The sequence below is a fragment of the Pseudomonas sp. 51_B genome (genome assembly GCF_017491595.1).
GTDB classification, from domain to species: domain Bacteria; phylum Pseudomonadota; class Gammaproteobacteria; order Pseudomonadales; family Pseudomonadaceae; genus Aquipseudomonas; species Aquipseudomonas promysalinigenes.
The window spans coordinates 21020-46671 of record NZ_JAFGYW010000023.1 but is presented as its reverse complement, the minus strand read 5'-3'; the positions used below and the strand labels follow the sequence as shown (position 1 = coordinate 46671).

The following is a 25652-nucleotide window of genomic DNA, read 5'->3' as shown; positions in this document are numbered from 1 at the left end:
GCTGTTCAGTGTCCGCTAGGAGCGGTTGGATCGTAGAAACCACAACGAGTTCTGCCAGAAAAATCGCTTGAATTTCTCTGCTGACTCATGCTTGGTGTTGATGGGTGAAACCCAACATCTAGTGGTTTGCTGTGCTGGGGATACAAGATAATGCGGTCCATGGGTCTTTGCAAGGCGATCGCTTGTGGATAACTTGTGCGTACTTTGTGAGTGAATAGTGGGTAATCGCTGTAGGCCTTGTGGCAACAGGTGTGCAGTATTTTTTGCGCTCAATCGATGGGGCATGGCATTAGATGTGTGGTGATTATGGGATCGAGGGCCGCCCGCACGGGCGGCCCTCGATCCCATGGACGGCAAACAACTACAGCCCTACCCTCAAGCCCTAACGCAATCCAAAAACAAGAAAGGCAAAAGCCATGGAGCACCCGACTCACCGCATCCTTATCGTCGAAGACGACCAGCGCCTGGCGGAACTCACTGCCGAATACCTTCAGGCCAATGGCTACGAAGTCGCCGTGGAGGCCGACGGCGCCCGCGCCGCCCGGCGCATAGTCGACAGTCAGCCTGACCTGGTGATACTCGACCTGATGCTGCCCGGTGAAGATGGCCTGAGCATATGCCGGCGCGTGCGCGGCCAGTATACCGGCCCGATTCTGATGCTCACCGCCCGCAGCGACGAGCTCGATCAGGTCCAAGGCCTGGACCTTGGGGCCGACGATTATGTCTGCAAACCGGTTCGCCCGCGCTTGCTGCTGGCACGGATTCAAGCCTTGCTGCGACGCAGCGAAAGCCCAGACCCCAAACGTCAGGCGCTTACCTTCGGTGCGCTGCGTATCGACAACCGCCTGCGCGAAGCCTGGCTCGGCACGCTGCCCATCGAGCTGACGAGTGCGGAATTCGACTTGCTTTGGCTGCTGGCCAGCAATGCTGGGCGGGTGTTGTCGCGCGAGCAGATCTTCACAGCACTGCGCGGGGTCGGCTACGACGGCCAGGACCGCTCCATCGACGTGCGTATTTCCAGGATTCGCCCCAAGATCGGTGACGACTCGATCCATCCGCGGCTTATCAAGACGCTGCGCAGCAAGGGTTACCTGTTCGTCGGCGATGCACCATGAAGCATTCGATCTTCCTGCGTATATACGGAGGCATGCTGGCCGTACTGGTGTTAGTGGCGCTGCTCGGGGTGCTCAGCCTACATCTGGTCAACGAAGTACGCGCGGCCCAGCACCGCGAGCGCCTGGCCCAAGGCACATTCAGCCTGATGGCCGATAACCTCGCGCAGCAGAACGCCACCGAGCGCAAGCGCTCACTGCTGATGTGGGAGCGCCTGCTGGGCGTGCCGCTGTCTCTGCAGCCCATGTCGGCCCGCACCCTGGAGGGAGGGCAGCGTGCGCGGCTGTATCGAGGCTTGGTGGTGGTGCAAAAAACCGGCCCGCACGCCGCTCAGGTGCTGCGTAAGGTGGGCCAGGAAGACCTGTTGCTGGTGGCGCAGGTCAAGCAGGTCAGCGAGCAGTTGGCGCGTGCCACCCTGTACCTTTTGGCCGATGAGTTGGTGCGCTACCCGGTTACCGAACAGCCGCAGCGCTTGGCAGAGCTGGCCCGAAGCAAAGGCTTCGGTTTTGGTGTGGCGCTGCAGCGCATCGAACGGGTTGGGCTAGATGATGATCAGCGGCGCCGGGTAGAGGAGGGTGACACGGTGATGGCCCTGGGCCGCGACGGTGATTCGGTTCGCGTGTTCGCCGGTCTGCCGGGCTCGCCGCTGGTGCTGGAAATCGGCCCGCTTCATCAGCTCAACCCCTATCCGCCGCAGTTGCTGATACTGATCACCTTCCTCGGCCTGTGCCTGATCGGCCTGGTGGTGTACTTGCTGGTGCGCCAGTTGGAGCGGCGGGTTTCAGGCATGGCGATCGCCGCCACGCGGATTGCCCAAGGCAGTCTGGACACTCGCGTGCCGGCCGGCGATGCCGACTCCGTGGGGCACCTGGCTGCAGCCTTCAATGGCATGGCAGAGCACCTGCAGCGTTCGCTGAACATGCAGCGCGAACTGGTGCGCGCGGTGTCCCATGAATTGCGCACCCCGGTAGCGCGCCTGCGCTTTGGCCTGGAAATGATCGAAAGTGCCACCAGCGATCAGGCCCGTGCCAAGCACTTGGCCGGCATGGATGGCGACATTCAGGACCTGGACAAGCTGGTCGACGAGATGTTGACCTACGCCCGCCTTGAGCAGGGCGCCCCGGCACTGAAGTTTCAGCGTGTCGAGCTCGATGCCTTGCTCGACCGGGTGATCGAAGAGCTGGCGCCGCTCAACAGCCAGGTCCGATTGCTGCGTGGCCCCTGCCAAGCCAATGAAGGCTGCTGGGTCGAGGCTGAACCGCGCTACCTGCACCGTGCACTGCAGAACCTGGTGAGCAATGCGTTGCGCCATGCCAGCAGCGAGGTGCGCCTGAGCTACCAGTTGGGCCAACAGCGTTGCCGGATCGATGTGGAGGATGATGGCCCGGGCATTGCGGAAGGTTACTGGGACCGCATCTTCACGCCGTTCACCCGGCTCGACGACAGCCGCAGCCGCGCCTCTGGCGGGCATGGGCTTGGATTGTCGATCGTGCGGCGGATCATTTACTGGCACGCAGGCCGCGCCACGGTGGGGCGCAGCCAGGCGCTCGGTGGCGCCTGCTTCAGCCTCAACTGGCCCCGCGAACAGCCGGAGCAGTAAGGCTCAGACGCTGATCAGGCTAAGCAGGTGGCCGTCTTGCAGGCAAAACTGGCCGTCCACTTCGGTGCCCTGCGGCCATTGGGCTGACAGGTCGGTGAGCAGGCGCAGGCGCGCCAAGCCATCGGCGGACCATGCCAGTACCTCGGCGTGTTCGAAATAGAAGCGCTGCCGGGTCAGGGGGTAAAGCGCCTTGAATAGGCTTTCCTTAAGCGAGAAGGTCAGGGTGACGGTCAGGCCCATCTGCCCAGGGTCCAGGCGCTCGCATTCGGCGGGAGTCAGGATTTCGCCCATCAGCCGCGCGGCGCGCTCGTCATCGAGTAGCGCTTCCTGGTCCAGGCCCAGGCCGCGACAGGTGCCTTCGCTGGCCACCACAGCGGCTGCCCAGCCCTTGCCATGGGTGATCGAGCCACAGATGCCGGCGGGCCAGATCGGCGCGCGGTCTTCATGGCTGCCTGGTACGTAATCGCGGCCATCCAGGCACTGCAGTGCGGCGCGGGCGCAGACCCGCCCGGCCAGGTATTCGGCCTGGCGCTTGGCAACCGAGCGCTGCAAGCTGGCGCTGGGCACGATACCTGCGCGTTGAAAATCGTCCACAGCAAGGCGGGCGGGGTCGAACGCACAACTGGCCAGAGCCGCACCAGGAAGCGGTCGCGGTAGAGGCCAGTGGTGCTGGAGCGGGGCACAGCAGGCGGGGTGATTGTTCATGGCCGTTATTGTAGCGGCCTGTGGGGCGCTACTTGAACACTTGCTTGAAGAATGCCTGCATGTCCGCCCAGGAGCTCTTGTCTGCCGCCTCGTTATAGCCGATGTCCGGCCCACCGTGTTCACCGTGGCTCAGCCGATCGGCGTCGGGGTTGGTGAAACCGTGTTTGGCACCGGCAATGCTGACGAACTGGTAGTTCACCTTGGCCGCATCCATCTCCGCCTTGAACGCGTCTACCTGCTGTTGTGTGACCATGCTGTCGTCAGCACCGTGCTCGACCAGTATATAAGCGCGAACCACACCAGGCTTGGTGACCGGCGTCTGGGTGGCCAGCGGGCCATGGAAGCTCACCACGGCGTCCAGCCTCGCGCCACGGCGCGCCGCATCGAGCACCACCTTGCCGCCAAAGCAGTAGCCGATGGCGCCAAGCTTGTGCCTGTCGGTGTAGGGCTGTTTTTTCAATAGGTCCAGCCCGGCGTCGAAGCGCTTGGCCGCTTCGTCCGGGTCTTTGCTCACCTCGGCCATGAATGCCTGGGCGTCCTGTGGGTGCTCGGTGTGCTTGCCTTCGCCGTACATGTCGATCGCCAGCGCGCTGTAGCCCAGCGCAGCAAGGTCGCGGGCACGACGCTTGGCATAATCGTTGAGCCCCCACCATTCGTGCACCACCAACACGCCCGGGCGCTCACCCTTGATGGCGTCGTCGTAAGCGTAATAGCCAATCAGCGCTGTGCCGTCGGCATCTTGATAGCGGATATCGCGGGTTTGCACTGCCGCTTGGGCGAGGGCGGCGCTGCACATCAGGGTCAGGGCCAGCAGGGCGCGCATGTTCACTACTCCTTGGTTTGCAGGCAGATCGTTCAGCTGTGGTTCAGTCAGGGTTCAGCCGCGGTTCAGGGCTCCCTGCTTACTCTAGCTTCCAGACCGCAACAGTGCCTTTATCTGGAGTATCACACCATGAAAACATTCCATTCCCTGCTCGCCGCCGTGGCCGTTTGCGCCGCAGGCATGACCTCGGTCCAGGCTGCCGATGACAACTTCGCCAGCCTGACCTACGGCCAGACCAGCGACAAAGTGCGCAAGTCTGGCTTGCTGCAGAGCAACACCGACCACCTCAATGCCGACGGCATCATTGGCAAGGACGATACCTGGGGCGTGCGCCTGGGTAAGATCAACGACCAGGGCCGCTACTACATGACCTATGACAACGTCTCGGGTGACCACAGCGGCGTCAAGCTGCGCCAAGAGAACCTGCTCGGCAGCTATGACCTGTTCCTGCCGGTGGGCGATACCACCAAACTGTTCGGCGGTGGCAGCCTGGGCATGACCAAACTGACTCAGGATTCACCAGGGGCCAGCCGCGATACCGATTACGGGTATGCCGTGGGCCTGCAGGCTGGGGTCATTCAGGAGATCACCGATAATGCCTCGATGGAGCTAGGCTACCGTTACCTGCGCACCAATGCCGCCACCGAGTTGGGTGCCAGCGGCGGGCCCAAGGAGGGCACCCTGCGCCTGACCAGCAGTGCACAAACCTACCTGGCCGCAACTTACAAGTTCTGACCGGCGAGCCGAGTTATCCTGTACTGTCCTGTTCGCGGGTAAACCCGCTCCTACAGCGATCCCCTGTAGGAGCGGGTTTACCCGCGAACAGGCCCATACAGGCACATACCAAAGGAGCCTTGCATGAAATTGCTGGTGGTCGAGGACGAAGCCCTGCTGCGGCACCACCTCCACACCCGTCTGGGCGAAAGCGGCCATGTGGTCGAGGCCGTGGCCAACGCCGAGGAGGCCTTGTATCAGGCCGAACACTTCCATTTCGACTTGGCCATCATCGACCTTGGCCTGCCTGGCATCAGCGGGCTTGAGCTGATCGGCCGCCTGCGCAGCCTGGGCAAGGTCTTTCCCATCCTCATACTCACCGCCCGCGGCAACTGGCAGGACAAGGTCGAAGGCCTGGCCGCCGGTGCCGACGATTACCTGGTCAAACCGTTCCAGTTCGAGGAGCTCGAGGCGCGTCTGAACGCCCTGTTGCGCCGTAGCAGTGGCTTCACCCAGTCGACCATTGCCGCCGGCCCGCTGCTGCTGGACCTCAACCGCAAGCAAGCGACCTTGGATGAGCAACCCTTGGCACTGACCGCGTACGAGTACCGGATTCTCGAATACCTCATGCGTCACCACCAGCAGGTCGTGGCCAAGGAGCGTTTGATGGAACAGCTCTATCCGGGTGACGAGGAGCGCGACCCCAATGTCATCGAGGTGCTGGTCGGCCGTTTGCGCCGCAAGCTCGAAGGTGATTGTGGCTTCAAACCGATCGACACGGTGCGCGGCCTGGGTTATCTGTTCACCGAGCGCTGCCGATGATCCGCTCGCTGCGGGTGAGGCTGATGCTCGCGGCGGCGGTGCTGGCGTTGCTGTTCATGCTGGCGCTGTTGCCGGCCTTGCAGAAAGCCTTCAGCCTGGCCTTGCAGGAGTCGATCGAGCAGCGCCTGGCATCGGATGTGACAACGCTGATTTCCGCCGCCCGCATCGAGCATGGCCAATTGCAGATGCCCGATCTGCTGCCGGACGAGCGCTACAAACTGCCCTATACCGGCCTGTTGGGCTACATCTTCGATCGTGATGGCAACCTGGTCTGGCGCTCGCGCGCAACCACTGACCGGCACATCAATTATCAGCCCCGCTACGACGGGCGCGGTAACGAGTTCGCCCGCATCCATCAGGACGATGGTGAAGAATTCTTCGTCTACGATGTCGAGATCAAACTGCTCGGTGGCCAGAGCGCCGCTTACAGCATCGTGGCGTTGCAGCCGGTCAGCGAGTACAAAGCTACGCTCAATGGCTTGCGCGAAAAGCTCTATCTGGGCTTTGGTGCAGCCCTGCTGGCCTTGCTGATGCTGCTGTGGGGCGGCCTGACCTGGGGCCTGCGCTCGTTGCGTCAGTTGAGCCTCGAACTGGACCAGGTGGAGTCCGGGGCGCGCGATGGCCTGAGCGGCGAGCACCCTCGTGAGCTACTGCGCCTGACCCGCTCGCTGAACCGCCTGCTGAGCAGCGAGCGCGAGCAACGCGCACGCTATCGCGATTCGCTGGGGGATCTGGCCCACAGCCTGAAAACGCCGCTGGCGGTATTGCAGGGCGTGGGCGAGAGCATGCAGCAGCGCGCAGGTGAACGTGAGCAGGCCCGAGTACTGCAAAGCCAGATCGAGCGCATGAGCCAGCAGATCGATTACCAGCTGCAACGCGCAAGCCTGCGCAAAAGCGGCCTGGTGCGCCACAGCGTAGCGCTGTTGCCGGTGCTGGAGAGCCTCTGCAGCACCCTGGCCAAGGTCTACCGCGACAAGCAGGTGCAGGTCCTGCTGGATGTGCCTGCCCAGGCCCATGTGCCGATGGAGCAGGGCGCGTTGCTGGAACTGCTGGGTAACTTGCTGGAAAACGCCTATCGGTTAAGCCTGGGGCAAGTGCGGGTGAGCCTTGAGCAGGCGCCAGGCACGCAGACCTTGTGCATCGAAGACGATGGCCCTGGGGTGCCGCCCGACCAGCGCGAGCGCATTCTGGAACGCGGTGAGCGCCTGGACCGTCAGCATCCAGGGCAAGGCATCGGGTTGGCTGTGGTCAAGGACATCGTCGACAGTTATGACGCCGAGCTGACCCTCGATGAATCCGCGCTGGGTGGTGCCGCGTTCTGCATCAAGCTGCACGTGGACTGATCGGCCCTTCGGGCGGATTCCCGCCATATCCGCTGTACATTTCCCGCCATCGGGCGGAAATCCGCCATCCATTTTCAGAGAAATCGCCCCGTCGTTGGGCATGTACGCCAGTCAAACACATGCTTTGCACCCAAGCTGGGCATTTTGGCATTGCCCTTGCTATGTCCATTGCCAGAGCCCAGCCAAGGCCGCTCGAACACAACGACAAATCCCTCCAGGTGCAGGAGGGTTAGCGATTCAGGTGCCCCACACCCTGGAAAAGGGTGGAGCCGGCACACTTGAGGAAAATGAGCCATGACGACACGTCAGCCGCTGTACAAATCACTGTATGTCCAGGTGTTGGTTGCCATCACCATCGGCATCCTGCTCGGCCACTTCTACCCGGAAACCGGCGTCGCCCTCAAACCTTTGGGTGATGGTTTCGTCAAACTGATCAAGATGGTCATCGCCCCCATCATCTTCTGTACCGTGGTCAGCGGCATCGCCGGCATGCAGAGCATGAAGTCGGTCGGCAAGACTGGCGGCTACGCGCTGTTGTACTTCGAAATCGTCTCCACCGTCGCGCTGATCATCGGCCTTGTTGTGGTCAACGTGGTGCAGCCAGGCGCTGGCATGCACATCGACGTCAGCACCCTGAACGCTAGCAGCGTGGCCGCTTACGCCGCTGCCGGTGCGCAGCAGACCACGGTTGGCTTCCTGCTCAACATCATCCCTAGCACCGTGGTGGGCGCTTTCGCCAACGGCGACATCCTGCAAGTGCTGATGTTCTCGGTGATCTTCGGCTTCGCGCTGCATCGTCTGGGCAGCTACGGCAAGCCAGTACTGGACCTGATCGACCGCTTCGCCCATGTGATGTTCAACATCATCAACATGATCATGAAGCTGGCGCCGGTCGGTGCCTTCGGTGCAATGGCCTTCACCATCGGCCAGTACGGCGTGGGTTCGCTGGTGCAGCTGGGTTATCTGATGGCGTGCTTCTACATCACCTGCCTGCTGTTCGTGCTGGTGGTGCTGGGCGGTATCTGCCGTGCCCACGGCTTCAGCGTCCTCAAGCTGATCCGCTACATCCGCGAAGAGCTGATGATCGTGCTGGGTACTTCTTCTTCGGAATCGGCCCTGCCACGCATGCTGGCCAAGATGGAGCGCCTGGGTGCCAAGAAGTCGGTCGTCGGCCTGGTCATCCCGACCGGCTACTCGTTCAACCTTGACGGTACTTCGATCTACCTGACCATGGCCGCGGTGTTCATCGCCCAGGCTACCGATACCCACATGGACATCACCCACCAGATCACCTTGCTGCTGGTGCTGCTGGTGGCGTCCAAAGGGGCTGCCGGTGTGACCGGTTCGGGCTTCATCGTCCTCGCCGCCACCCTGTCGGCCGTCGGTCACCTGCCGGTCGCAGGCCTGGCGCTGATCCTGGGTATCGACCGCTTCATGTCCGAAGCCCGCGCCCTGACCAACCTGGTTGGCAACGCCGTAGCCACTGTCGTGGTTGCCAAGTGGGTCAAGGAAATGGACGACGACAAGCTGGCCTCGGAGCTCGCTTCTGGTGGTGCACCACTGGAAATGAACCTGCCGACCGACGACTTGGGCGTTGCGGAAGTACCGGTTCGCTAAGACTTGCCGGTAAAAGAAAAGGCGACCCTCGGGTCGCCTTTTTCGTGCCTGGTTATTCGACGCGGGTTTCGCCGCTGTACACCAACACCGCCCGGCAGCGCCGGCACAGATAGCGCCGCCCCTGGCGTACCAGCTTGTGGCGCTGGGCCGTGAAGGGGAAATCACTTTCCGGGCATGGGCACCGGTAGATATAACGGGTCACCACTCGGCGCTCGACGGCATAGTTGTGGCAGCGATTGGGCGGGAGTTCGTACACGCCGCGCATGATCAGCTGCCATTCCTCACCGTGGGCCTGGATACGGTCGCCGAACAACTGATGAGCCACCAGGTGCGCCACTTCATGGGCCACCGTCTGGCGCAGGAAGTCGTCCTGGTTCTCTCGGTACAGTTGCAGATTGAAGCGCAGCCGGTTTTCGTGCAGGTGGGCAACGCCGGCCTTCTGGCCGCGAAGTTTGAAACTGACTTCCGGGCGCGGGAAGGGCCGCTTGAAAAAGGCTTCGGCTTGCTGGTAACAGGTTTCGACGCGTTGTTTGAGCAGCTCGGGCATGGCGGGGCGGTTCTCCTGGCCGGGCATTATGCCGCAAGCATGGCCAGCCTGCCGAGCCACCGGTCAGCAGGCAGACAAAGGCCGCCTTACGGCGGCCTCTGCTTGATGCCCTATGTTGGCTTGTAATTATGAAGCGCTAGTTGGTGTACACGGGCCCCACGCCCAGGCCCCAGATGATCACGGTCAGAGCCATGATGGCCACCAGTACCACCAAGCCTACTGCCAGTACGGAGCTTGAAAACAGAAAGCCCTCATCGGAAGGGATGTTCATGAATGTCGGCAACCCGACATACAGCAGGTAAACGGTGTAGCAAATGGCCGCGGTCCCCACCAGCATGCCAAGCCACAGGTGCGGGTACAGTGCCGCAAGGCCACCGATGAACAAGGGGGTAGCAGTGTAGGTGGCGAAGGCGATGCACTGCGCCATCGACGGGTTGGCGTCATAGGTGCGGGCCATCCAGTGAATGAATGCGCCCATCACTGCGACACCGGCGAGCATGGCCAGATACGACATGATGCTCATCCAGACAGCGCTTTCCATGGTCAGCATCACCGCCGGTCGGCTACCTATCACCCAGCCCACCTGGGTCGTGCCGATAAATGCGGAAATGGCGGGTATCGCCGCCAGAATCAGGGTATGGGTGAGGTACATGTGGCTGATGGTTTCTTCTTCGCCACGGATCTCGCGCCATTCCTGGTCGGGATGGGTAAACAGCCCCACTACGTGATGAATCATGCCGATCACTCCTCTTGTAGTTGCCAGTCGCCCCCCCTATGGAGCGCAAAAGGCCCGAGGCCATGGCACCGAAGCTCAACGGTAATGTGGCCTTATGTCGCAGTATAGGGAGTCAATCCCGGCATAAAGCCCGGTTTTTAGAGCAAATCGCGCTGTGTGGGCTGCTGTTGATTACCTTGAAGTCTTTATCGGAATCCCTACAGGTGCTCGCGGTTTGTGCGTAAAATAGCCGGCTTTTGTCACACCTCGCGGATCCAAGCGCTATGGGCACCCTCTCGGTCAACCAGAACAAACTGCAAAAACGCCTGCGTCGCCTCGCAGGCGAAGCCATTACCGACTACAACATGATCGAGGATGGCGACAAGGTCATGGTCTGCCTGTCCGGCGGCAAGGACAGCTACACCATGCTCGATGTTCTGTTGCACCTGCAGAAGGTGGCGCCGATCACCTTCCAGATCGTGGCGGTGAACATGGACCAGAAGCAGCCGGGCTTCCCCGAGCACGTGCTGCCGGCCTATCTCAAGGAACTGGGCGTCGAGTACCACATCGTCGAAAAAGACACCTATTCAGTGGTCAAGGAGCTGGTACCTGAGGGCAAGACCACGTGCTCGCTGTGCTCGCGCCTGCGCCGTGGCACCCTGTACACCTTCGCCGATGAAATTGGTGCAACCAAGATGGCTTTGGGTCATCACCGTGATGACATCGTCGAAACCTTCTTCCTCAACATGTTCTTCAATGGCGCGCTCAAAGGCATGCCGCCAAAGCTGCGCGCCGATGACGGCCGCAACGTGGTGATCCGCCCGCTGGCCTACTGCAGCGAGAAAGACATTCAGGCCTACTCGGACATGAAGCAATTCCCGATCATCCCGTGCAACCTGTGTGGCTCGCAGGAAAACCTGCAGCGTCAGGTGGTCAAGGACATGCTGGTTGAGTGGGAACGCAAGCACCCAGGCCGCACCGAGAGTATCTTCCGCGCCATGCAGAACGTGGCGCCCTCGCAACTGGCCGACCGCAACCTCTTCGACTTCACCAGCCTGAAGATCGACGAGAGCGCTACCCCTCGCTTTCTCGACGTGGTGAACATTTAACCTCATGCGCGATTATCAGTGGCTGCACGAGTACTGCCTCAACCGTTTCGGCTCGGCTCAGGCCCTGGAAGCGTTCTTGCCGCAGCCGCGCACGCCTGCGCAGCTGCGCGCAATCACTGACGACCGCTATCTGTCGACCCTGGCCCTGCGGGTGTTCCGGGCTGGGCTCAAGCACAGCCTGGTCGATGCCAAGTGGCCTGCGTTCGAGCAAGTGTTTTTTGGCTTCGATCCAGAGAAGGTCGTGCTGATGGGGGCCGAACATCTGGAGCGGCTGATGCAGGACGAGCGCATCATCCGCCATCTGGGCAAGCTCAAGAGCGTGCCGCGCAACGCACAGATGATCCTCGATGTGACGAAAGAAAAGGGTAGTTTCGGTGCCTTCGTCGCCGACTGGCCAGTGACCGACATCGTCGGCCTGTGGAAGTACTTGGCCAAGCACGGTAACCAGCTGGGTGGGCTTTCGGCGCCGCGTTTCTTGCGTATGGTCGGCAAGGATACCTTCATCCCCACCGATGACATGGCGGCCGCGCTGATTGCGCAGAAAGTGATCGACAAACAGCCGACCAGCCAGCGGGACCTGGCGCTGGTGCAACAGGCGTTCAATCAATGGCACCAAGAGAGCGGCCGGCCGCTGTGCCAGTTGTCGGTGATGCTGGCGCATACCGTTAACCATTGAGGCCTGCTCTGGCCGCTTCACGGGTAACCCCGTTCCCACTAGGGCTGATGATGTCGTGAGCTGATCGCCAGCCCATTGGAGCAACAGTGTTGCTCACTTTCGGCATGTTGCGCTGCGAAGGGCCGGGCACAGGTACACAAAGCCGCGCCTAGAAACCACCCACAAAGCGACTAACGCCCTTCGCCCGCCATGCGCCGTTCGAACTGAAACTTCCAGCGCACATACAGTAGCCCAGCGATGAACAACCCCAGGCTCGCCACTATTTCGACCCAACCGAACACCGCCCGCGCCGGGTCGAACGCCGCCAGTACGCCCTTGATGAAATAAATGTTCACCACGAAGCAGACCCAGGCATGCGCTCGGGCGCTGCCCAGCAGCATGCCCGGCAACAGCAACAGCAGCGGCACCACTTCGATCGCCAGAATCACTTCGACCCGCGCCCCGTGCAGGTTGGCGAACCACAGGTTGTTCACCACCAGCAGGGCGATCAGGCCCAGGAAGAACGCCAGGCTCAAGGCCCGCGCCAGCCGCAGGCGAGGTGCCAGCCAGTCGAGCGATGGGAGCACCTTGGGCTTTCTAGCCACGTGCCGCCTCCAAGGCCTTGGCCGTGTTCGCCAGGCGTTGGCCAAGGGCACGACATAGCGCGATCTCATGGGCGTCGAGTTCACGCTTGCCGTCCGCACCAGCATGGTGGCTAGCGCCATACGGAGTGCCACCACCACGGGTCTCGAGCAGGGCCGATTCACTGTAGGGCAAGCCCATCAGCAGCATGCCGTGGTGCATCAGCGGCAGCATCATCGACAGCAGGGTGGTTTCCTGGCCACCGTGAAGGCTGGCGGTGGAGGTGAATACGCCTGCCGGTTTGCCGACCAGCTCGCCACCGAGCCACAGGCTGCTGGTGCCGTCGAGGAAGTATTTCAGCGGCGCGGCCATGTTGCCAAAGCGCGTCGGGCTGCCCAGCACCAGCCCGGCGCAGTGGCGCAGGTCATCGAGGGTTGCATACAGTGCGCCGCTAGCCGGGATATCCGGCGCCACGGCCTCGCACTCAGTGGAAATGGCCGGTACTGTGCGCAGGCGCGCTTCCATGCCCGTCAGCTCGATGCCGCGAGCGATGTGCCGGGCCATCTCGCTGGTCGAACCATGGCGGCTGTAATACAGCACCAGAATATAAGGGGCGCTCACGGCAGGATCTCCAGCACCTTCTCAGGCGGGCGGCCGATCACCGCTTTGCCGCCAGCGACCAGAATCGGCCGTTCGATCAGCTTGGGGTGCTGGACCATAGCGTCGATCAGTTGCGCATCGGTCAACGCTGGGTTGGCAAGGTCCAGGGCTTTGTATTCGTCTTCGCCACTGCGCAGCAGTTGGCGGGGGGCGATGCCCAGTTTGCCGAGCAGGGCTTTGAGCGTCGCGGCGTCGGGCGGGGTTTCCAGGTAGCGCACGATGGTCGGCGTCAGGCCGCGCTGTTCGAGCAGTTCCAGCGCGCCGCGGGATTTCGAGCAGCGCGGGTTATGATAGAGCGTCAAGTCAGTCATGTCGGGTCGCATCCAGCTGGGTGTGGCGGCTATTCTAACCGCAGCGACTGACCTATTTGCTTGAAACTTCGAGAAGGATTGACCCATGGCAAAGCGTCTGGCAGCAGTACTGGCCATCACCGCAAGCTTGTTGCTCGGTGGTTGCGGTGCCGATTACGGCGTGGACCAAGATGGCAAGACGGTAAAAGCCCAGCAGATCGACGGGCACTGGGTGGTACTCAATTATTGGGCCGAATGGTGTGGCCCTTGTCGCACCGAAGTGCCGGAGCTGAATCAGGCAGCCAAGCAGTGGGCGGCCGACGGCATCAAGGTGGTGGGGGTGAATTTCGATGGCCTGCAAGGTGCTGAGCTCAAGGAGGCAGCGCAGGCCCTGGGTATCGATTTCACGGTGCTGGCCCAGGACCCGGCCGAGCGCTATGACCTGCCGCGCAGCGAGGCACTGCCAGTCACCTACATCATCGACGACAAGGGCAAAGTGCGTGAGCAGTTGCTGGGCGAGCAGACCCTGGAAGGGCTGCAGGCGAAGATCAAAGCCCTCAAAGGCGCGTGATCGATGAGGGCCGCACAGCGGCCCTGTGAGTTTTCAGCCTTCCTCGGGCCAGAAGCGCAGCGGCTTGCCCTCGGCCGGCCAGAAGCGCATTTGTTCGATGGGCGATACATCCCAACGCTGGACGCTCTCCAAGGCCTGCAGGAACTGTTTTTCCTGCTCCATCAAAGCAGGCCCACAAAGCTTGCGGGTCTTGCCTACCTTGCCGAAGCTCAAGTGCTTACCGTCCAGTGTGTACGGGGCAAACCAATGGTTGCAGCCGGCGTTACCGTAGGCGCGGCCATCGCTGGCCAAGGTCAGGGTGAGGTGGCTGTAGTCGATCAGCGGGCGCTCGCCGATCCACTCCAGTACATAGCTGCGGTCTTGCTGTAGCCGGTTGGGTTCATTGGCGCAGCCGAGCAGGCCGATGGCTACCAGTGCGCCCGTCAGCAGATGCTTCACTCGGCGCTCTCCTGGCAACGCGGGCACAGGTGCTTGTCGCCACGGCTCGCCCAGCCCAGTTCTGCGACACGGGCACTGGCAGCTGGCTGCCGGGCAGCTTTGCCAAGTTTTGCATCGACGGCGAACTCGAAGTCCAGTACAGCGTCGCAGCTGTCGCACTCGACCTTCCAGGTGAGTATTTCCAACTCGTTGAACACCGGGCCGCTGGCTACAGCAACCCATTGCCCGCGAGGGTTGATCAGGTGGCGTACGCTTTCAACGGTCAGGCGCATGGCCAGGTCCTTGCTGCCCTTGAGGGTGACGATCAGGACATCGCCTTTGTGCATCGAGCCGCCATTGCCAGTCACCTGATAACGGCCGGGCAGCAAGGCGCGGCATTCGATCAAGGTGTGTTGCGGGTTGAAAAGGGTATAGCGGAAATCGTGTTCGACCATGGGTCCTCCAGAAATGCCGCGTATCCTAGCATCAACCACTGACCACATTCTGCGGATTGCCAGCCGCCCAGCGGATGATGTTGTCCAGCGTGGTACTGGCGATACCGTCCAGTGCCTCGCGGGTCAGAAAAGCCTGGTGGGCGGTCACGATCACATTGGGGAAGGTCAGCAGCCGTGCCAGCACATCATCCTGCAGTGGCATGTCGGAGCGGTCTTCGAAGAACAGTTGCGCCTCCTCTTCATAGACGTCCAGGCCCAGGTAGCCAAGCTGGCCGCTTTTGAGGGCGTCGATCAACGCCGGGGTGTCGACCAGTGCGCCACGGCCAGTGTTGATCAGCATCGCACCGGGTTGCAGCAGGCTTAGGCTCTGGGCGTTTATCAAATGCCGGGTGTGCTCGGTCAGCGGGCAGTGCAGGCTGATGATCCGAGCTTCGCGCAGCAGTTCGGGCAGCTCCAGATAGCGGGCGCCGAGGGCCAACAACTCAGGGTTGGGGGAGGGGTCGTATGCCAGCAATTGGCAGCCGAAACCGGCCATGATGCGCGCGAACGCAGCGCCGATCTGGCCGCTGCCAACCACGCCGACGGTCTTGCCATGCAGGTCGAAGCCGGTCAGCCCATGCAGGCTGAAGTCGCCTTCGCGGGTGCGGTTGTAGGCGCGGTGCAGCCTGCGGTTAAGCGCCAGAATCAGGGCCACGGCGTGCTCGGCTACTGCATGGGGTGAATAGGCCGGAACGCGTACGATGCCCAGGCCAAGGCGCTGCGCGGCAGGCAGGTCTACGTGGTTGTAGCCGGCCGAACGCAGGGCAATCAACCGCGTGCCGCCAGCGGCCAGGCGCTGCAACACCTGAGCGTCGAGTTCATCGTTGATGAATGCGCAGACCACCTCGAAGCCACTTGCCAGAGTAGCGGTGTCCAGGGTCAGGCGGGCGGGCTGATAGTGCAGGTCCAGGGCGCTGCCGCTGGCGGCCCGGGTAAAGCTTTCCTGGTCGTAGTGTTGGCTACTGAACAACAGCACGCGCATGGCATACCTCCGTTAGTGCAATGGCAACCGCCCGGCTACAGGGCCTGTGCTGCGAGGCGGCCGATCGCCGCATCCAGCTCATCCAGCGCCTGCAGTGCCTGGGGGCTGCCCTGTTTGAGCAAGGTTTCGCTGCGCTGGCAGGCCGCACGCAACTGGGGTACGCCGCAATAGCGCGAAGCGCCGTTGAGCCTGTGCACCTGCTCGATCAGCGTCGTGCTATCGCGCGCCTCGCGGGCAGAACGGATTGCCAGGCGGTCACTTTCCAGCGATGCCAGCAGCATCGCCAACATGTCGGCTGCCAGGTCGGACTTACCAGCGGCCAGGCGCAGACCCTCGTCCGGGTCCAGTACCGGCAGCTCGCGGCTTTCACCCTGCTGTTCGTTTGTGAGCTCCTGTGCCGAGGTGCCAAGGCTCAAGCCGGCCCACTTCATCACCACCTGGGCCAGTTGTCGCTCGCTGATCGGTTTGGTCAGGTAGTCGTCCATGCCACTGTGCAACAAAGCGCGCTTTTCGTTGGCCATGGCATGGGCGGTCAGGGCAACGATCGGCAGCGGGCTGCCGCTTTGGGTCTTTTCCCAGAGGCGGATCTGCTCGGTACAGGCGCGCCCGTCCATGCCTGGCATCTGCACGTCCATGAACACCAGGTCGAACGGCTCGGCCTGTACCGCTTGCACTGCGGCATAGCCGTTGTCCACCGCGACCACTTGCGCGCCCAGGTCTTCAAGTAGCGTCTGCACCAGTAGCAGGTTGGCGGCATTGTCGTCGACGCACAGGATCTTCGCCCTGCGCTGGCCGCCGCTGGTCAGCCCCGGCTCGGCCAGTGGCCGGCGCGGCTGCACCAGCTCCAGCAGCAGGCGGCGCAACTTGCGCGTGCAGGTCGGCTTGGTCAACAACTGCCCATGGCCATTGGGCAGGTAGGGGTGGTAAAGCCCCTGCTCGGTGGTTGGGCACAACACTACGCACTGGCACTGCAAGCGCTCCAGTTGCTGGTTGTACCGGCCTAGCTGCTCCGGCGACAGGCTGCCGAGGTTAGCGCCGAGTACCGCGAATTCGAATGGCATGCCCGCCTGCAGGCCTGCCTGCACCGCTTCGAGCAATTGGTCGTAGGACGCGAATAGGCTGACGCTCAGGCCACAATCTTCCAGTTGGTGCTGCAGGGCCTGGCGCGCCAGTTCATGGCCGTCGACGATTGCCGCTCTGCGCCCGAGCAACGGTTGCAGCGGTTGCTGCTCTATGTCGTCATGGGCCTTGGGCAGGCTCAGGCTGATCCAGAACTGCGAGCCTTCCCCAGGCGTGCTGTCGACGCCTATTTCACCGCCCATTTGTTCGATCAGGCGCTTGGAGATCACCAGCCCCAGGCCGGTACCACCGGGCTGACGGGCCAGCGAGTTGTCAGCCTGGCTGAATGCCTGGAACAACGTGCGCACATCCTGCGGCGACAGGCCGATGCCAGTGTCTTGAACGCTGATGCGCAACTGGGCGCTGTCTTCATGCTCGTCTTCGAGCATGGCCCGGACCACGATGGTGCCTTCGCGGGTGAATTTGATCGCGTTGCTAACCAAGTTGGTGAGGATCTGCTTGAGCCGCAACGGGTCGCCGATCAATGACGAGGGGGTATCGCGGTAGATCAGGCTGAGCAGTTCCAGCTGTTTGGCATGGGCGGCGGGGGCCAGGATGGTCAGGGTGTCCTGGACCAGGTCGCGCAGGTTGAACGGGATGCTGTCGAGCACCAGTTTGCCGGCCTCGATCTTGGAGAAGTCGAGGATCTCGTTGATGATGCCCAGCAGGTTGTCGGCAGATTTCTCGATGGTGCCCAGGTAGTCCAGTTGCCGCGGCGTCATTTCGCTTTTCTGCAGCAGGTGGGTGAAGCCAAGAATGCCATTGAGCGGTGTGCGGATTTCATGGCTCATGTTGGCCAGGAACTCCGACTTGATGCGGCTGGCTTCCAGGGCCTCTTTGCGTGCCATGTCCAGCTCGATGTTCTGGATCTCGATGGTTTCCAGGTTCTGGCGAACATCCTCGGTCGCCTGGTCGATGCTGTGCTGCAACTCTTCGTGTGCCCCGTGCAGTGTCTCGGCCATGCGGTTGATGCCGCGGGCCAGCTCGTCCAGTTCATGGCTGCCCATGGCCGGCAGGCGCTCGTCCAGGTGGCCGTCCTTGAGCTGGTTGACCGCATGCTTGATGCGTGCGATCGGGTCATTGATGGTGCGGCTCATGCGCATCGCCAACAGGCCACTGAGGGCCAGGCAGGCAAGGATCAGCAGCACGCTGGTGAACAGGTTACGGTAGCCGCGCAGCAACATACCGTCGTGGGACAGCTCGATTTCCACCCAACCCAGCAACCGCTCGGCCTCGTCGGGCACGGCATCGGTCGCCAGGTCGCGGTGGTGGCCGAAAACCGGCATCAGGTAGCGGGTTGCATCATTGCCGGTGCGTTGCAGCAACTGTGTACCGGTTCCGCCACTGGGGGGCAGGTTGATCATGCTTGGGCCGGCGTGGGCCAGGCGGCTGCGATCAGGCGCCAGAAACGCCACTGCGCGCACGTCGGCCTGCTCCAGGGTCTGCGCGGCAATGCGCTCAAGTTGGGCCGGTGTGCGGCGTGCCAGGGCCGGTGCGGCCAGCGGTGCCAATTGCTCGGCGAGCAGCTTGCCGCGCTGCATCAGTTGCGTGCGCAATTGGTCTTGTTGCAACCAGGTGAAATAGCTACCCAGCACCAGTGCCATCAGGCTGGCCGGCAGCAGCGCCAACAGCAGCACCCGGCTTCTGATTCCCAAACGATCGAGCACAGTCGCCTCCTGTGATGTGCCTGCGCCGTCGTCGCTGCGACGGGACAAAGCGGAAAGTTACTCCGCTGGCTGCCCTAATGCACCTTTTCAATTTCTTTTCATTGCCCTGCCGAGGCGCTTGTCGCTGGGCAGTTGCCTGGCGAGTAGGCATACACAATAATCCAGCAATTGAGAATTTATGGCAGTTGCTAATGAATCCTGTAACTAATTGCGTTTCCCGCATCCTCGCCATCGAAGACGATCCGGTGCTGGGGGGTACCTGCACGACGCGTTACAGCGAGGTGGCTTTCAGGTCACTTGGTGCCGCGATGGGCTTGAAGGGCTGGAAGCGGCAAAGCGGCAGTCCTTCGACGTGGTGTTGATGGACATCCTGCTGCCAGGCCTCAACGGCCTGGATGCCCTTGCCCGGTTGCGCCATAGCCATGCCACCCCGGTGATCCTCATGTCGGCGCTGGGTGCCGAGGCGGATCGTATCAGCGGGTTCCAGCGCGGTGCCGACGACTACTTGCCCAAGCCCTTCAGCATGGCCGAACTGCAGGTGCGAATAGAGGCGATCCTGCGCCGGGTTGCCCTCGAGCGCCGGCATCAGCCGCCTTTGCAAGCCGACGATGGCACGTTGCAGTTCGACGAATCCCTGAGTGACGTCAGCCTGGCAGGGCAGCCGGCTGGCCTGACCCCTAGCGAATATCGCCTGTTCGATATGCTTTACCGCAATCGCGATGAAGTGCTCAGCAAGCCCTTTCTTTATCAGCACGTGCTCCAGCGCGGCTATTCGCGTCATGACCGCAGCCTGGACATGCACGTCAGCCAGATACGCCGCAAGCTTAAGGGCATCGGTTACCACGAGCGGCAGGTCCGCACGGTATGGGGCAAAGGCTACGTACTGAGCGCCGGCGAGGCGGACTGAAGATGCTCGATCGCCATTCGTTGTTCTGGAGGCTGGCCATTTTGCTGGTGGGCTTCTGCCTGTTGATGATCGGCCTTAGCTACAGCTGGGGCCGGCATATGGAAACCCGCAACGCATTTCTCGACGAACCGGCCCGCCAGGTGCTGCGCGGCTATGCCAGCGAGGCTGAGCAGGCGTGGCGCGGCGGTGGGCGCGAAGGCCTGGACCGATGGGTCAGTGCAATGCATCAGCGTGAGCACGGCTGGATCGGCGTGCTCGACCTCAACCTCAAACCGCTCAACAGTGCAGCCCCAGGGCCCGAGGTGATGCAGCGGCTGACCCGCTTGCGCGGCGTCGACTGGCCCATGAGCCGGCGCAGCACTGAGCAGCCGTGGTTGCGCATACCGTTTCCCGGCGCGCCGCAGCAAGGCATGCTGGTGATGGAGCTGCCCACCCGGCTCAACCCCGGCCAGTACCGCCTGGCCTGGCAGATCGTCACCAACGGCATCATCCCCGGTGTGTTTACCTTGCTGCTGTGCGTGGGGCTTTACCGGATGTTGATCGTGCCCCTCAACCAGTTGCGCGAGCAGGCCTCTGCTTGGCGCGCCGATCAACTCAACGCCCGCCTGGACTCGCGCCTGATCGCCCGGCATGACGAACTGGGGGAGCTGGCGCGCGCTTTCGACCAGATGGCCGAGCGACTGCAGGATACCGTGGCCATGCAGCAACAGCTGCTGCGTGATCTGTCCCATGAAATGCGCACGCCACTAAGCCGCTTGCGAGTGGCTTGCGACGGCGAGACCGACCTGGTGCGCCTGCGTGAACGCCTGGTGCGCGAGGTGGGCTGCATGCAGCAGTTGGTGGAGGACACACTGCAATTGGCCTGGCAGGATGCCGAGCGGACACCGATGAACCTTGAACCTATCCAGGTACAAGCGCTATGGGACCTGCTGGCAGAGAATGCTCGCTACGAAAGCGGTTGGGCCCCTGAACGCCTGCGCTGCGACTTGCCAGCTGATTGTTGGGTACAAGGCAACCTCAACTACTTGGCCCAGGCGTTGGAGAACCTGTTGCGCAACGCCATCCGTCATTCGCCTGACAATGGTGTGGTGCGCCTGGACGGCCAGCGAGAGGGCGGCTATTGGCGTTTATGGCTGCAGGACGAGGGCGCAGGTGTAGCCGATGCAGATCTGGAGCGGATCTTCGCACCGTTCTCCCGGCTCGAAGGCTCACGACCCGGGGATGGTGGTTTTGGCCTGGGCCTGAGCATTGCCCGCAGTGCCATCCAGCGTCAGGGCGGCACGCTTTGGGCAGAGAATGCAATCCAAGGCTTGCGCTTGTGCATGCGGCTGCCGGTCATCCCGCCAGCCTGTGGCGGAGCGGGCGTGGTTGATAAGGGCACCAGCGCTGCGGGCGCACAGGGATTTGGCCGCTTATAGCGGTTGGCTATAGTCACCGCAGATTGCGTGATATGGCCGGGAAGGGTTTGCCGGTATGATAGGCGCCCCTGCCGTCCGGATTGTGAAATACACCATGACCTTGCAGTACCCAACCATCGCCGATTGCGTCGGCAATACGCCTCTGGTTCGCCTGCAGCGCATCGCTGGGCAAACCAGCAATACCCTTCTGCTCAAGCTTGAAGGTAACAATCCTGCCGGCTCGGTCAAGGACCGCCCGGCGCTGTCGATGATCACCCGCGCCGAACTGCGCGGCCAGATCAAGCCAGGCGACACCCTGATCGAAGCCACCTCTGGCAACACCGGCATCGCTCTGGCGATGGCCGCGGCGATCAAGGGTTACAAGATGATCCTGATCATGCCTGACAACTCCACCGCTGAACGCAAGGCAGCGATGACCGCCTACGGCGCCGAGCTGATTCTGGTGACCAAGGAAGAGGGCATGGAGGGTGCTCGCGATCTGGCCGAGAGGCTGCAGGCCGAGGGCCGCGGTTTGGTTCTTGACCAGTTCGCCAATGGTGACAACCCCATCGCCCACTACAACAGCACCGGCCCGGAGATCTGGCAGCAGACTCATGGCAGCGTCACCCATTTCATCAGCTCGATGGGCACCACTGGCACCATCATGGGCTGCTCGCAGTACCTCAAAGAGCAGAACCCCAACGTGCAGATCGTCGGCCTGCAGCCGATGGAAGGCTCGGCCATCCCCGGTATCCGCCGTTGGCCCGAGGAGTACCTGCCGAAGATTTTCGATGCCACCCGTGTCGACCGGGTTATGGACATGTCGCAGCAGGAGGCCGAAGACACAACCCGCCGCCTGGCGCGCGAAGAGGGCATTTTCTGTGGCGTGTCCTCAGGTGGTGCGGTAGCCGCCATGCTGCGCCTGTCCCGCGAGGTGGAAAACGCCGTGATGGTCGCGATCATCTGCGACCGCGGCGACCGTTACCTGTCCACCGGCCTGTTCGACCCAAGTTAAATGTCAAAGAAAAAAAGCAATAGCGGCCTGCGCTTTCAACCAGCTGGCGGCAGCCGCACGCCTCAGGTCCCCGTGGGCAAGAAGCAGCGCCTGGATATCGAGCGCCTGGCCGGTGACGGCCGCGGCATCGCCTTCGTGGAAGGGCGCACCTGGTTCGTCAGTGGCGCCCTGGCAGGTGAAGCGGTCGAAGCGCGCGTGCTCAATGCCCGCGGCAAGGTGGTCGAGGCGCGCCTTGAGCGTGTGCTGCAGGCCAGCCCCGAGCGCCGTCAGGCCCCATGCCGCCATTATCAGCGGTGTGGCGGCTGTAACCTGCAACACCTGCCCCACGACGCCCAGTTGGCGCTCAAGCAGCGGACTTTGGCAGAGCAGCTGCAACGTGTGGCTGGTGTGCAGCCCGAAGCCTGGGCCGCACCGCTGAGTGGGCCGGAATTCGGCTATCGGCGCCGGGCACGTGTGGCCGTGCGCTGGGACGCCAAGGCCAAGCACCTGGACGTTGGGTTCCGCGCCGAGGCCAGTCAGGAAATTGTCTCCATTAATGACTGCGCCGTGCTGGTACAGCCTTTGCAGTCTATTCTCCGGCATTTGCCGACCGTGCTGCGCTCGCTGAGCAAGCCGCAGGCCATCGGCCATGTGGAGCTGTTCAGTGGGACCGCCGAAGCTGTGCTGGTGCGCCATGTGGCACCGCTGCCGGAAGACGATCTGCTGCGCCTGCAGGCATTTTGCGACCAAGCCAAGGCCCAGCTTTGGCTGCAGGGTGAAGGGGAGCCGCAACCTTGCGATGGCGCTGCGACGCTGGGCTTTGCCTTGTCGCCTTGGCAGCTTGAGCTGGCATGGCGCCCCGGGGACTTCGTTCAGGTCAACGCCCAGGTCAACACCGCGATGATCGAGCAGGCCTTGGCCTGGCTCGCGCCCCAGGCGCACGAGCGGGTGCTGGACCTGTTCTGCGGGCTGGGCAACTTCGCGCTGCCGCTGGCGCGCCAGGCCCGGGAGGTGGTGGCGGTTGAAGGTGTACAGGCCATGGTCGATAGAGCCGCAGCCAATGCCCGAAACAACGATGTGCATAACGCAGCGTTTTTTCAGGCCGATTTATCGCAGCCTTTGGCAGGCGCCGAATGGGCCGCCGAGGGCTTTTCTGCGGTACTCTTGGATCCACCGCGCGACGGTGCATACGAGGTGGTGCAAGGCATCGCCCGTCTCAACGCCAAGCGCTTGGTGTACGTATCGTGCAACCCGGCCACACTGGCGCGAGACGCCCAGGTGCTGGTCGGCCAGGGGTACCGGTTAAAAAGGGCCGGGATTCTCGACATGTTTCCTCAGACGGCACATGTCGAAGCCATGGCGTTATTCGAAGCGGGCTAGCAAACTGGCCCCTTGGTGCGGTTTCCACGGAAGTGAAGCTGTACGGTGATAGCCAGCGCACCCGTGTGGTGCGCTGTATGGAAAGGTATAACAAAGATGGTACAGGTGAGAGTGCACCAGCCGGTCAATACGGACGGCAGTATCAATCTCGATGCATGGCTGGACCATGTGGTGAGCGTCGATTCGGCTCTGGATCGCGTGGCGTTGAAAGAGGCCTGCGAGTTCGCCCAGGAAATCGAAAAGAAGGGTAACCCGGCAAAGCATTCGTGGGCCGATGGTACGTCCAGTTTTCAGGCTGGCCTGGAAATTGCCGAAATCCTCGCCGATCTGAAGCTCGATCAGGACTCGTTGGTCGCGGCGGTGATCTACCGCTCGGTACGCGAAGGCAAGGTGACCCTGGCCGAGGTTGGCCAGCGTTTCGGCCCGGTAGTGTCCAAGCTGATCGACGGCGTGCTGCGCATGGCCGCCATCAGTGCCAGCCTCAGCCCACGTCAGTCGCTGGTGCTTGGTTCCCAGGCGCAGGTCGAGAACCTACGCAAGATGCTCGTGGCCATGGTCGATGACGTGCGTGTGGCCCTGATCAAGCTGGCCGAACGCACGTGCGCGATCCGCGCCGTGAAATCCGCCGATGACGAAAAACGCCTGCGCGTGGCGCGCGAGGTGTTCGACATCTATGCGCCGCTGGCACATCGGTTGGGTATCGGCCACATCAAATGGGAGCTGGAAGACCTGTCTTTCCGCTACCTGGAGCCTGACCAGTACAAGCAGATCGCCAAGCTACTGCATGAGCGCCGCCTGGACCGTGAGCGGTTTATCAGCGATGTGATGAACCAGCTGCAGAACGAACTGTTGGCCACCGGGGTCAAGGCCGATATCAGCGGCCGGGCAAAACACATCTACTCGATCTGGCGCAAGATGCAGCGCAAAGGCCTGGAGTTCAGCCAGATCTACGACGTGCGTGCGGTACGGGTACTGGTGCCGGAGGTGCGTGACTGCTATACCGCGCTCGGTATCGTGCACACCCTGTGGCGGCACATCCCCAAAGAGTTCGACGACTACATCGCCAACCCCAAGGAAAACGGCTACCGCTCGCTGCACACGGCGGTGATCGGCCCCGAGGGCAAGGTGCTGGAAGTGCAGATCCGCACCCACGGCATGCACGAAGAGGCCGAACTTGGCGTTTGCGCCCATTGGCGCTACAAGGGCACCGACGTCAAGCCAAGCTCGAACCATTACGAAGAGAAGATTTCCTGGCTGCGCCAGGTACTTGAGTGGCATGAAGAGTTGGGCGATATCGGCGGCCTGGCCGAACAGCTGCGGGTCGATATCGAACCCGACCGGGTCTATGTATTCACCCCCGACGGCCATGCCATCGACCTGCCCAAAGGTGCCACGCCGCTGGACTTCGCCTACCGGGTGCACACCGAGATCGGTCATAACTGCCGGGGCGCCAAGATCAACGGGCGCATCGTGCCGCTCAACTACACCCTGCAGACCGGCGAGCAGGTGGAGATCATCACCAGCAAGCACGGTAACCCAAGCCGTGACTGGCTGAACTCCAACCTGGGCTACGTCACCACTTCACGGGCCCGGGCCAAGATCGTTCACTGGTTCAAACTGCAGGCCCGTGACCAGAACGTCGCTGCCGGCAAAACCTTGCTTGAGCGCGAACTCAGCCGCCTGGGCCTGCCGCAGGTGGACTTCGAACGGCTCGCCGAGAAGACCAATGTCAAGACGGCCGAGGACATGTTCGCCTCGCTCGGTGCCGGCGACCTGCGCCTGGCGCATTTGGTCAACGCCGCCCAGCAGTTGCTCGAGCCCGAGCGGATCGAGCAGATCGAATTGGTGCCGCGCAAGCCTACGGGGCCGCGCACCGGCAAGCGTGGCGATATCCAGATCCAGGGTGTCGGCAACCTGCTCACGCAGATGGCCGGCTGCTGCCAGCCGCTGCCGGGCGACGCCATTGTCGGCTATATCACCCAGGGCCGCGGCGTCAGCATCCACCGCCAGGACTGCGCCTCGGCGCTGCAGCTTGCAGGGCGCGAGCCAGAGCGAATGATCCAGGTTAGCTGGGGCCCGATCCCGGTTCAGACCTACCCGGTCGACATCGTGATCCGCGCCTATGACCGCCCGGGGTTGCTGCGCGACGTATCGCAAGTGCTGCTGAACGAGAAAATCAACGTACTGGCGGTCAACACCCGTTCGAACAAGGAAGACAACACCGCGCTGATGTCGCTGACCATCGAGATTCCGGGCCTGGACGCGCTGGGGCGCCTGCTGGGGCGGATATCGCAGTTGCCGAATATCATCGAAACGCGGCGTAACCGTACCCCTTGAGCGCGCGTGGCCATTTTCGCGGGTAAACCCGCTCCTTCAGGTACAGTGCATATTTTCACGCTGCACAAATCCCTGCAGGACCGGATTGACCC

At 62.4% G+C, this 25652-nt stretch carries 24 protein-coding genes and 1 pseudogene; 14 read left to right on the top strand and 11 right to left on the bottom strand.

Going from position 1 to position 25652, the window contains the following annotated elements; translation table 11 throughout:
* Nucleotides 1-416: 416 nt before the first annotated feature.
* Complete coding sequence (locus tag J5M56_RS19845) at nt 417-1115, top strand: response regulator transcription factor (RefSeq protein ID WP_186476487.1); 699 nt, start codon at nt 417-419, stop codon at nt 1113-1115.
* Complete coding sequence (locus J5M56_RS19840; RefSeq protein ID WP_186476488.1) at nt 1112-2713, top strand: ATP-binding protein; 1602 nt, start codon at nt 1112-1114, stop codon at nt 2711-2713. The genes J5M56_RS19845 and J5M56_RS19840 overlap by 4 nt, the downstream gene beginning before the upstream one ends.
* A 3-nt stretch (nt 2714-2716) precedes the next feature.
* Here the strand turns inward: J5M56_RS19840 and J5M56_RS19835 are convergent, their stop codons facing one another.
* Nucleotides 2717-3418: a 4'-phosphopantetheinyl transferase superfamily protein gene (locus J5M56_RS19835; protein ID WP_186476489.1), complete on the bottom strand. Its 702-nt coding sequence runs from the start codon at nt 3416-3418 to the stop codon at nt 2717-2719.
* Nucleotides 3419-3446: 28 nt separating this feature from the next.
* Complete coding sequence (locus tag J5M56_RS19830) at nt 3447-4241, bottom strand: dienelactone hydrolase family protein (protein WP_207937597.1); 795 nt, start codon at nt 4239-4241, stop codon at nt 3447-3449.
* A 129-nt stretch (nt 4242-4370) separates the two neighbouring features.
* Here J5M56_RS19830 and J5M56_RS19825 point away from each other — a divergent pair, with 129 nt between their 5' ends.
* The 4 genes from J5M56_RS19825 (at nt 4371) to J5M56_RS19810 (ending at nt 8737) form a co-directional block, all read left to right on the top strand.
* A complete protein-coding gene (locus tag J5M56_RS19825) occupies nt 4371-4976 on the top strand; it encodes an outer membrane beta-barrel protein (protein ID WP_060480619.1) in 606 nt (201 codons plus the stop codon).
* A gap of 123 nt (nt 4977-5099) precedes the next feature.
* Nucleotides 5100-5777 carry a response regulator gene (locus tag J5M56_RS19820; protein ID WP_060480620.1) on the top strand — a complete coding sequence of 226 codons (678 nt, stop codon included), beginning with the start codon at nt 5100-5102 and terminating at the stop codon, nt 5775-5777.
* Nucleotides 5774-7120: an ATP-binding protein gene (locus J5M56_RS19815; RefSeq protein ID WP_186476491.1), complete on the top strand. Its 1347-nt coding sequence runs from the start codon at nt 5774-5776 to the stop codon at nt 7118-7120. Before J5M56_RS19820 ends, J5M56_RS19815 begins: the two co-directional genes overlap by 4 nt.
* A 294-nt stretch (nt 7121-7414) precedes the next feature.
* Nucleotides 7415-8737: a dicarboxylate/amino acid:cation symporter gene (locus J5M56_RS19810; protein ID WP_060480622.1), complete on the top strand. Its 1323-nt coding sequence runs from the start codon at nt 7415-7417 to the stop codon at nt 8735-8737.
* Nucleotides 8738-8789: 52 nt separating this feature from the next.
* Here J5M56_RS19810 and J5M56_RS19805 read toward each other — a convergent pair whose 3' ends face one another.
* Together J5M56_RS19805 and J5M56_RS19800 are read right to left on the bottom strand one after the other, a co-directional pair.
* Nucleotides 8790-9284 (bottom strand): SprT family zinc-dependent metalloprotease, encoded by a 495-nt coding sequence (locus J5M56_RS19805; protein ID WP_060480623.1) that lies wholly within the window; start codon nt 9282-9284, stop codon nt 8790-8792.
* A 136-nt stretch (nt 9285-9420) separates the two neighbouring features.
* Nucleotides 9421-10020: a Yip1 family protein gene (locus J5M56_RS19800; protein ID WP_186476492.1), complete on the bottom strand. Its 600-nt coding sequence runs from the start codon at nt 10018-10020 to the stop codon at nt 9421-9423.
* A gap of 263 nt (nt 10021-10283) precedes the next feature.
* On the opposite strand from J5M56_RS19800, the gene ttcA reads away from it, so the two are divergent.
* Together ttcA and J5M56_RS19790 are read left to right on the top strand one after the other, a co-directional pair.
* Nucleotides 10284-11108, top strand: a complete 825-nt coding sequence (ttcA, locus tag J5M56_RS19795) for a tRNA 2-thiocytidine(32) synthetase TtcA (RefSeq protein WP_186476493.1) — start codon at nt 10284-10286, stop codon at nt 11106-11108.
* A gap of 4 nt (nt 11109-11112) precedes the next feature.
* Nucleotides 11113-11784 (top strand): DNA-3-methyladenine glycosylase I, encoded by a 672-nt coding sequence (locus J5M56_RS19790; RefSeq protein ID WP_060480314.1) that lies wholly within the window; start codon nt 11113-11115, stop codon nt 11782-11784.
* Between the two features lie 170 nt (nt 11785-11954).
* Here the strand turns inward: J5M56_RS19790 and J5M56_RS19785 are convergent, their stop codons facing one another.
* From J5M56_RS19785 to arsC, 3 genes are read right to left on the bottom strand one after another with little or no spacing between them, the layout of a single operon-like run.
* On the bottom strand, nt 11955-12368 hold the full coding sequence (locus J5M56_RS19785; RefSeq protein WP_060480313.1) for a DUF2069 domain-containing protein: 414 nt from the start codon (nt 12366-12368) through the stop codon (nt 11955-11957).
* Nucleotides 12361-12966 (bottom strand): NAD(P)H:quinone oxidoreductase, encoded by a 606-nt coding sequence (wrbA, locus tag J5M56_RS19780; protein ID WP_060480312.1) that lies wholly within the window; start codon nt 12964-12966, stop codon nt 12361-12363. The genes J5M56_RS19785 and wrbA overlap by 8 nt, the downstream gene beginning before the upstream one ends.
* Nucleotides 12963-13316 carry an arsenate reductase (glutaredoxin) gene (gene arsC / locus J5M56_RS19775; RefSeq protein WP_060480311.1) on the bottom strand — a complete coding sequence of 118 codons (354 nt, stop codon included), beginning with the start codon at nt 13314-13316 and terminating at the stop codon, nt 12963-12965. The genes wrbA and arsC overlap by 4 nt, the downstream gene beginning before the upstream one ends.
* An 85-nt stretch (nt 13317-13401) precedes the next feature.
* Between arsC and J5M56_RS19770 the strand changes: the two genes are divergently transcribed.
* Nucleotides 13402-13866, top strand: a complete 465-nt coding sequence (locus J5M56_RS19770) for a TlpA disulfide reductase family protein (RefSeq protein ID WP_060480310.1) — start codon at nt 13402-13404, stop codon at nt 13864-13866.
* A 33-nt stretch (nt 13867-13899) separates the two neighbouring features.
* Here the strand turns inward: J5M56_RS19770 and J5M56_RS19765 are convergent, their stop codons facing one another.
* From J5M56_RS19765 to J5M56_RS19750, 4 genes are read right to left on the bottom strand one after another with little or no spacing between them, the layout of a single operon-like run.
* Complete coding sequence (locus tag J5M56_RS19765) at nt 13900-14304, bottom strand: META domain-containing protein (protein WP_207937596.1); 405 nt, start codon at nt 14302-14304, stop codon at nt 13900-13902.
* Nucleotides 14301-14738, bottom strand: a complete 438-nt coding sequence (locus tag J5M56_RS19760; RefSeq protein ID WP_060480308.1) for a hypothetical protein — start codon at nt 14736-14738, stop codon at nt 14301-14303. The genes J5M56_RS19765 and J5M56_RS19760 overlap by 4 nt, the downstream gene beginning before the upstream one ends.
* Before the next feature lie 31 nt (nt 14739-14769).
* A complete protein-coding gene (locus tag J5M56_RS19755; protein ID WP_207937595.1) occupies nt 14770-15759 on the bottom strand; it encodes a 2-hydroxyacid dehydrogenase in 990 nt (329 codons plus the stop codon).
* 35 nt (nt 15760-15794) lie between these two features.
* Nucleotides 15795-18545 (bottom strand): response regulator, encoded by a 2751-nt coding sequence (locus J5M56_RS19750; protein ID WP_207937594.1) that lies wholly within the window; start codon nt 18543-18545, stop codon nt 15795-15797.
* Nucleotides 18546-18736: 191 nt separating this feature from the next.
* Between J5M56_RS19750 and J5M56_RS19745 the strand changes: the two are divergent.
* The 5 genes and pseudogenes from J5M56_RS19745 (at nt 18737) to relA (ending at nt 25560) form a co-directional block, all read left to right on the top strand.
* A pseudogene (locus J5M56_RS19745) lies at nt 18737-19452 on the top strand (response regulator transcription factor).
* A gap of 2 nt (nt 19453-19454) precedes the next feature.
* Nucleotides 19455-20870: a sensor histidine kinase gene (locus J5M56_RS19740; protein ID WP_207937593.1), complete on the top strand. Its 1416-nt coding sequence runs from the start codon at nt 19455-19457 to the stop codon at nt 20868-20870.
* A 94-nt stretch (nt 20871-20964) separates the two neighbouring features.
* A complete protein-coding gene (gene cysM / locus J5M56_RS19735) occupies nt 20965-21864 on the top strand; it encodes a cysteine synthase CysM (RefSeq protein ID WP_060480304.1) in 900 nt (299 codons plus the stop codon).
* A complete protein-coding gene (gene rlmD, locus J5M56_RS19730) occupies nt 21865-23223 on the top strand; it encodes a 23S rRNA (uracil(1939)-C(5))-methyltransferase RlmD (protein ID WP_207937592.1) in 1359 nt (452 codons plus the stop codon).
* A 96-nt stretch (nt 23224-23319) separates the two neighbouring features.
* Entirely contained in the window at nt 23320-25560 is a 2241-nt protein-coding gene (gene relA / locus J5M56_RS19725) for a GTP diphosphokinase (protein ID WP_186476500.1), read from the top strand.
* Nucleotides 25561-25652 lie beyond the last annotated feature (92 nt).

Coding starts and splice junctions, on each gene's coding strand:
- J5M56_RS19845 (WP_186476487.1), top strand. CDS start 417: ATGGAGCACCCGACTCACCGCATCCTTATCGTCGAAGACGACCAGCGC.
- J5M56_RS19840 (WP_186476488.1), top strand. CDS start 1,112: ATGAAGCATTCGATCTTCCTGCGTATATACGGAGGCATGCTGGCCGTA.
- J5M56_RS19835 (WP_186476489.1), bottom strand. CDS start 3,418: ATGAACAATCACCCCGCCTGCTGTGCCCCGCTCCAGCACCACTGGCCT.
- J5M56_RS19830 (WP_207937597.1), bottom strand. CDS start 4,241: ATGCGCGCCCTGCTGGCCCTGACCCTGATGTGCAGCGCCGCCCTCGCC.
- J5M56_RS19825 (WP_060480619.1), top strand. CDS start 4,371: ATGAAAACATTCCATTCCCTGCTCGCCGCCGTGGCCGTTTGCGCCGCA.
- J5M56_RS19820 (WP_060480620.1), top strand. CDS start 5,100: ATGAAATTGCTGGTGGTCGAGGACGAAGCCCTGCTGCGGCACCACCTC.
- J5M56_RS19815 (WP_186476491.1), top strand. CDS start 5,774: ATGATCCGCTCGCTGCGGGTGAGGCTGATGCTCGCGGCGGCGGTGCTG.
- J5M56_RS19810 (WP_060480622.1), top strand. CDS start 7,415: ATGACGACACGTCAGCCGCTGTACAAATCACTGTATGTCCAGGTGTTG.
- J5M56_RS19805 (WP_060480623.1), bottom strand. CDS start 9,284: ATGCCCGAGCTGCTCAAACAACGCGTCGAAACCTGTTACCAGCAAGCC.
- J5M56_RS19800 (WP_186476492.1), bottom strand. CDS start 10,020: ATGATTCATCACGTAGTGGGGCTGTTTACCCATCCCGACCAGGAATGG.
- ttcA (WP_186476493.1), top strand. CDS start 10,284: ATGGGCACCCTCTCGGTCAACCAGAACAAACTGCAAAAACGCCTGCGT.
- J5M56_RS19790 (WP_060480314.1), top strand. CDS start 11,113: ATGCGCGATTATCAGTGGCTGCACGAGTACTGCCTCAACCGTTTCGGC.
- arsC (WP_060480311.1), bottom strand. CDS start 13,316: ATGACTGACTTGACGCTCTATCATAACCCGCGCTGCTCGAAATCCCGC.
- J5M56_RS19770 (WP_060480310.1), top strand. CDS start 13,402: ATGGCAAAGCGTCTGGCAGCAGTACTGGCCATCACCGCAAGCTTGTTG.
- J5M56_RS19760 (WP_060480308.1), bottom strand. CDS start 14,738: ATGGTCGAACACGATTTCCGCTATACCCTTTTCAACCCGCAACACACC.
- J5M56_RS19755 (WP_207937595.1), bottom strand. CDS start 15,759: ATGCGCGTGCTGTTGTTCAGTAGCCAACACTACGACCAGGAAAGCTTT.
- J5M56_RS19740 (WP_207937593.1), top strand. CDS start 19,455: ATGCTCGATCGCCATTCGTTGTTCTGGAGGCTGGCCATTTTGCTGGTG.
- cysM (WP_060480304.1), top strand. CDS start 20,965: ATGACCTTGCAGTACCCAACCATCGCCGATTGCGTCGGCAATACGCCT.
- rlmD (WP_207937592.1), top strand. CDS start 21,865: ATGTCAAAGAAAAAAAGCAATAGCGGCCTGCGCTTTCAACCAGCTGGC.
- relA (WP_186476500.1), top strand. CDS start 23,320: ATGGTACAGGTGAGAGTGCACCAGCCGGTCAATACGGACGGCAGTATC.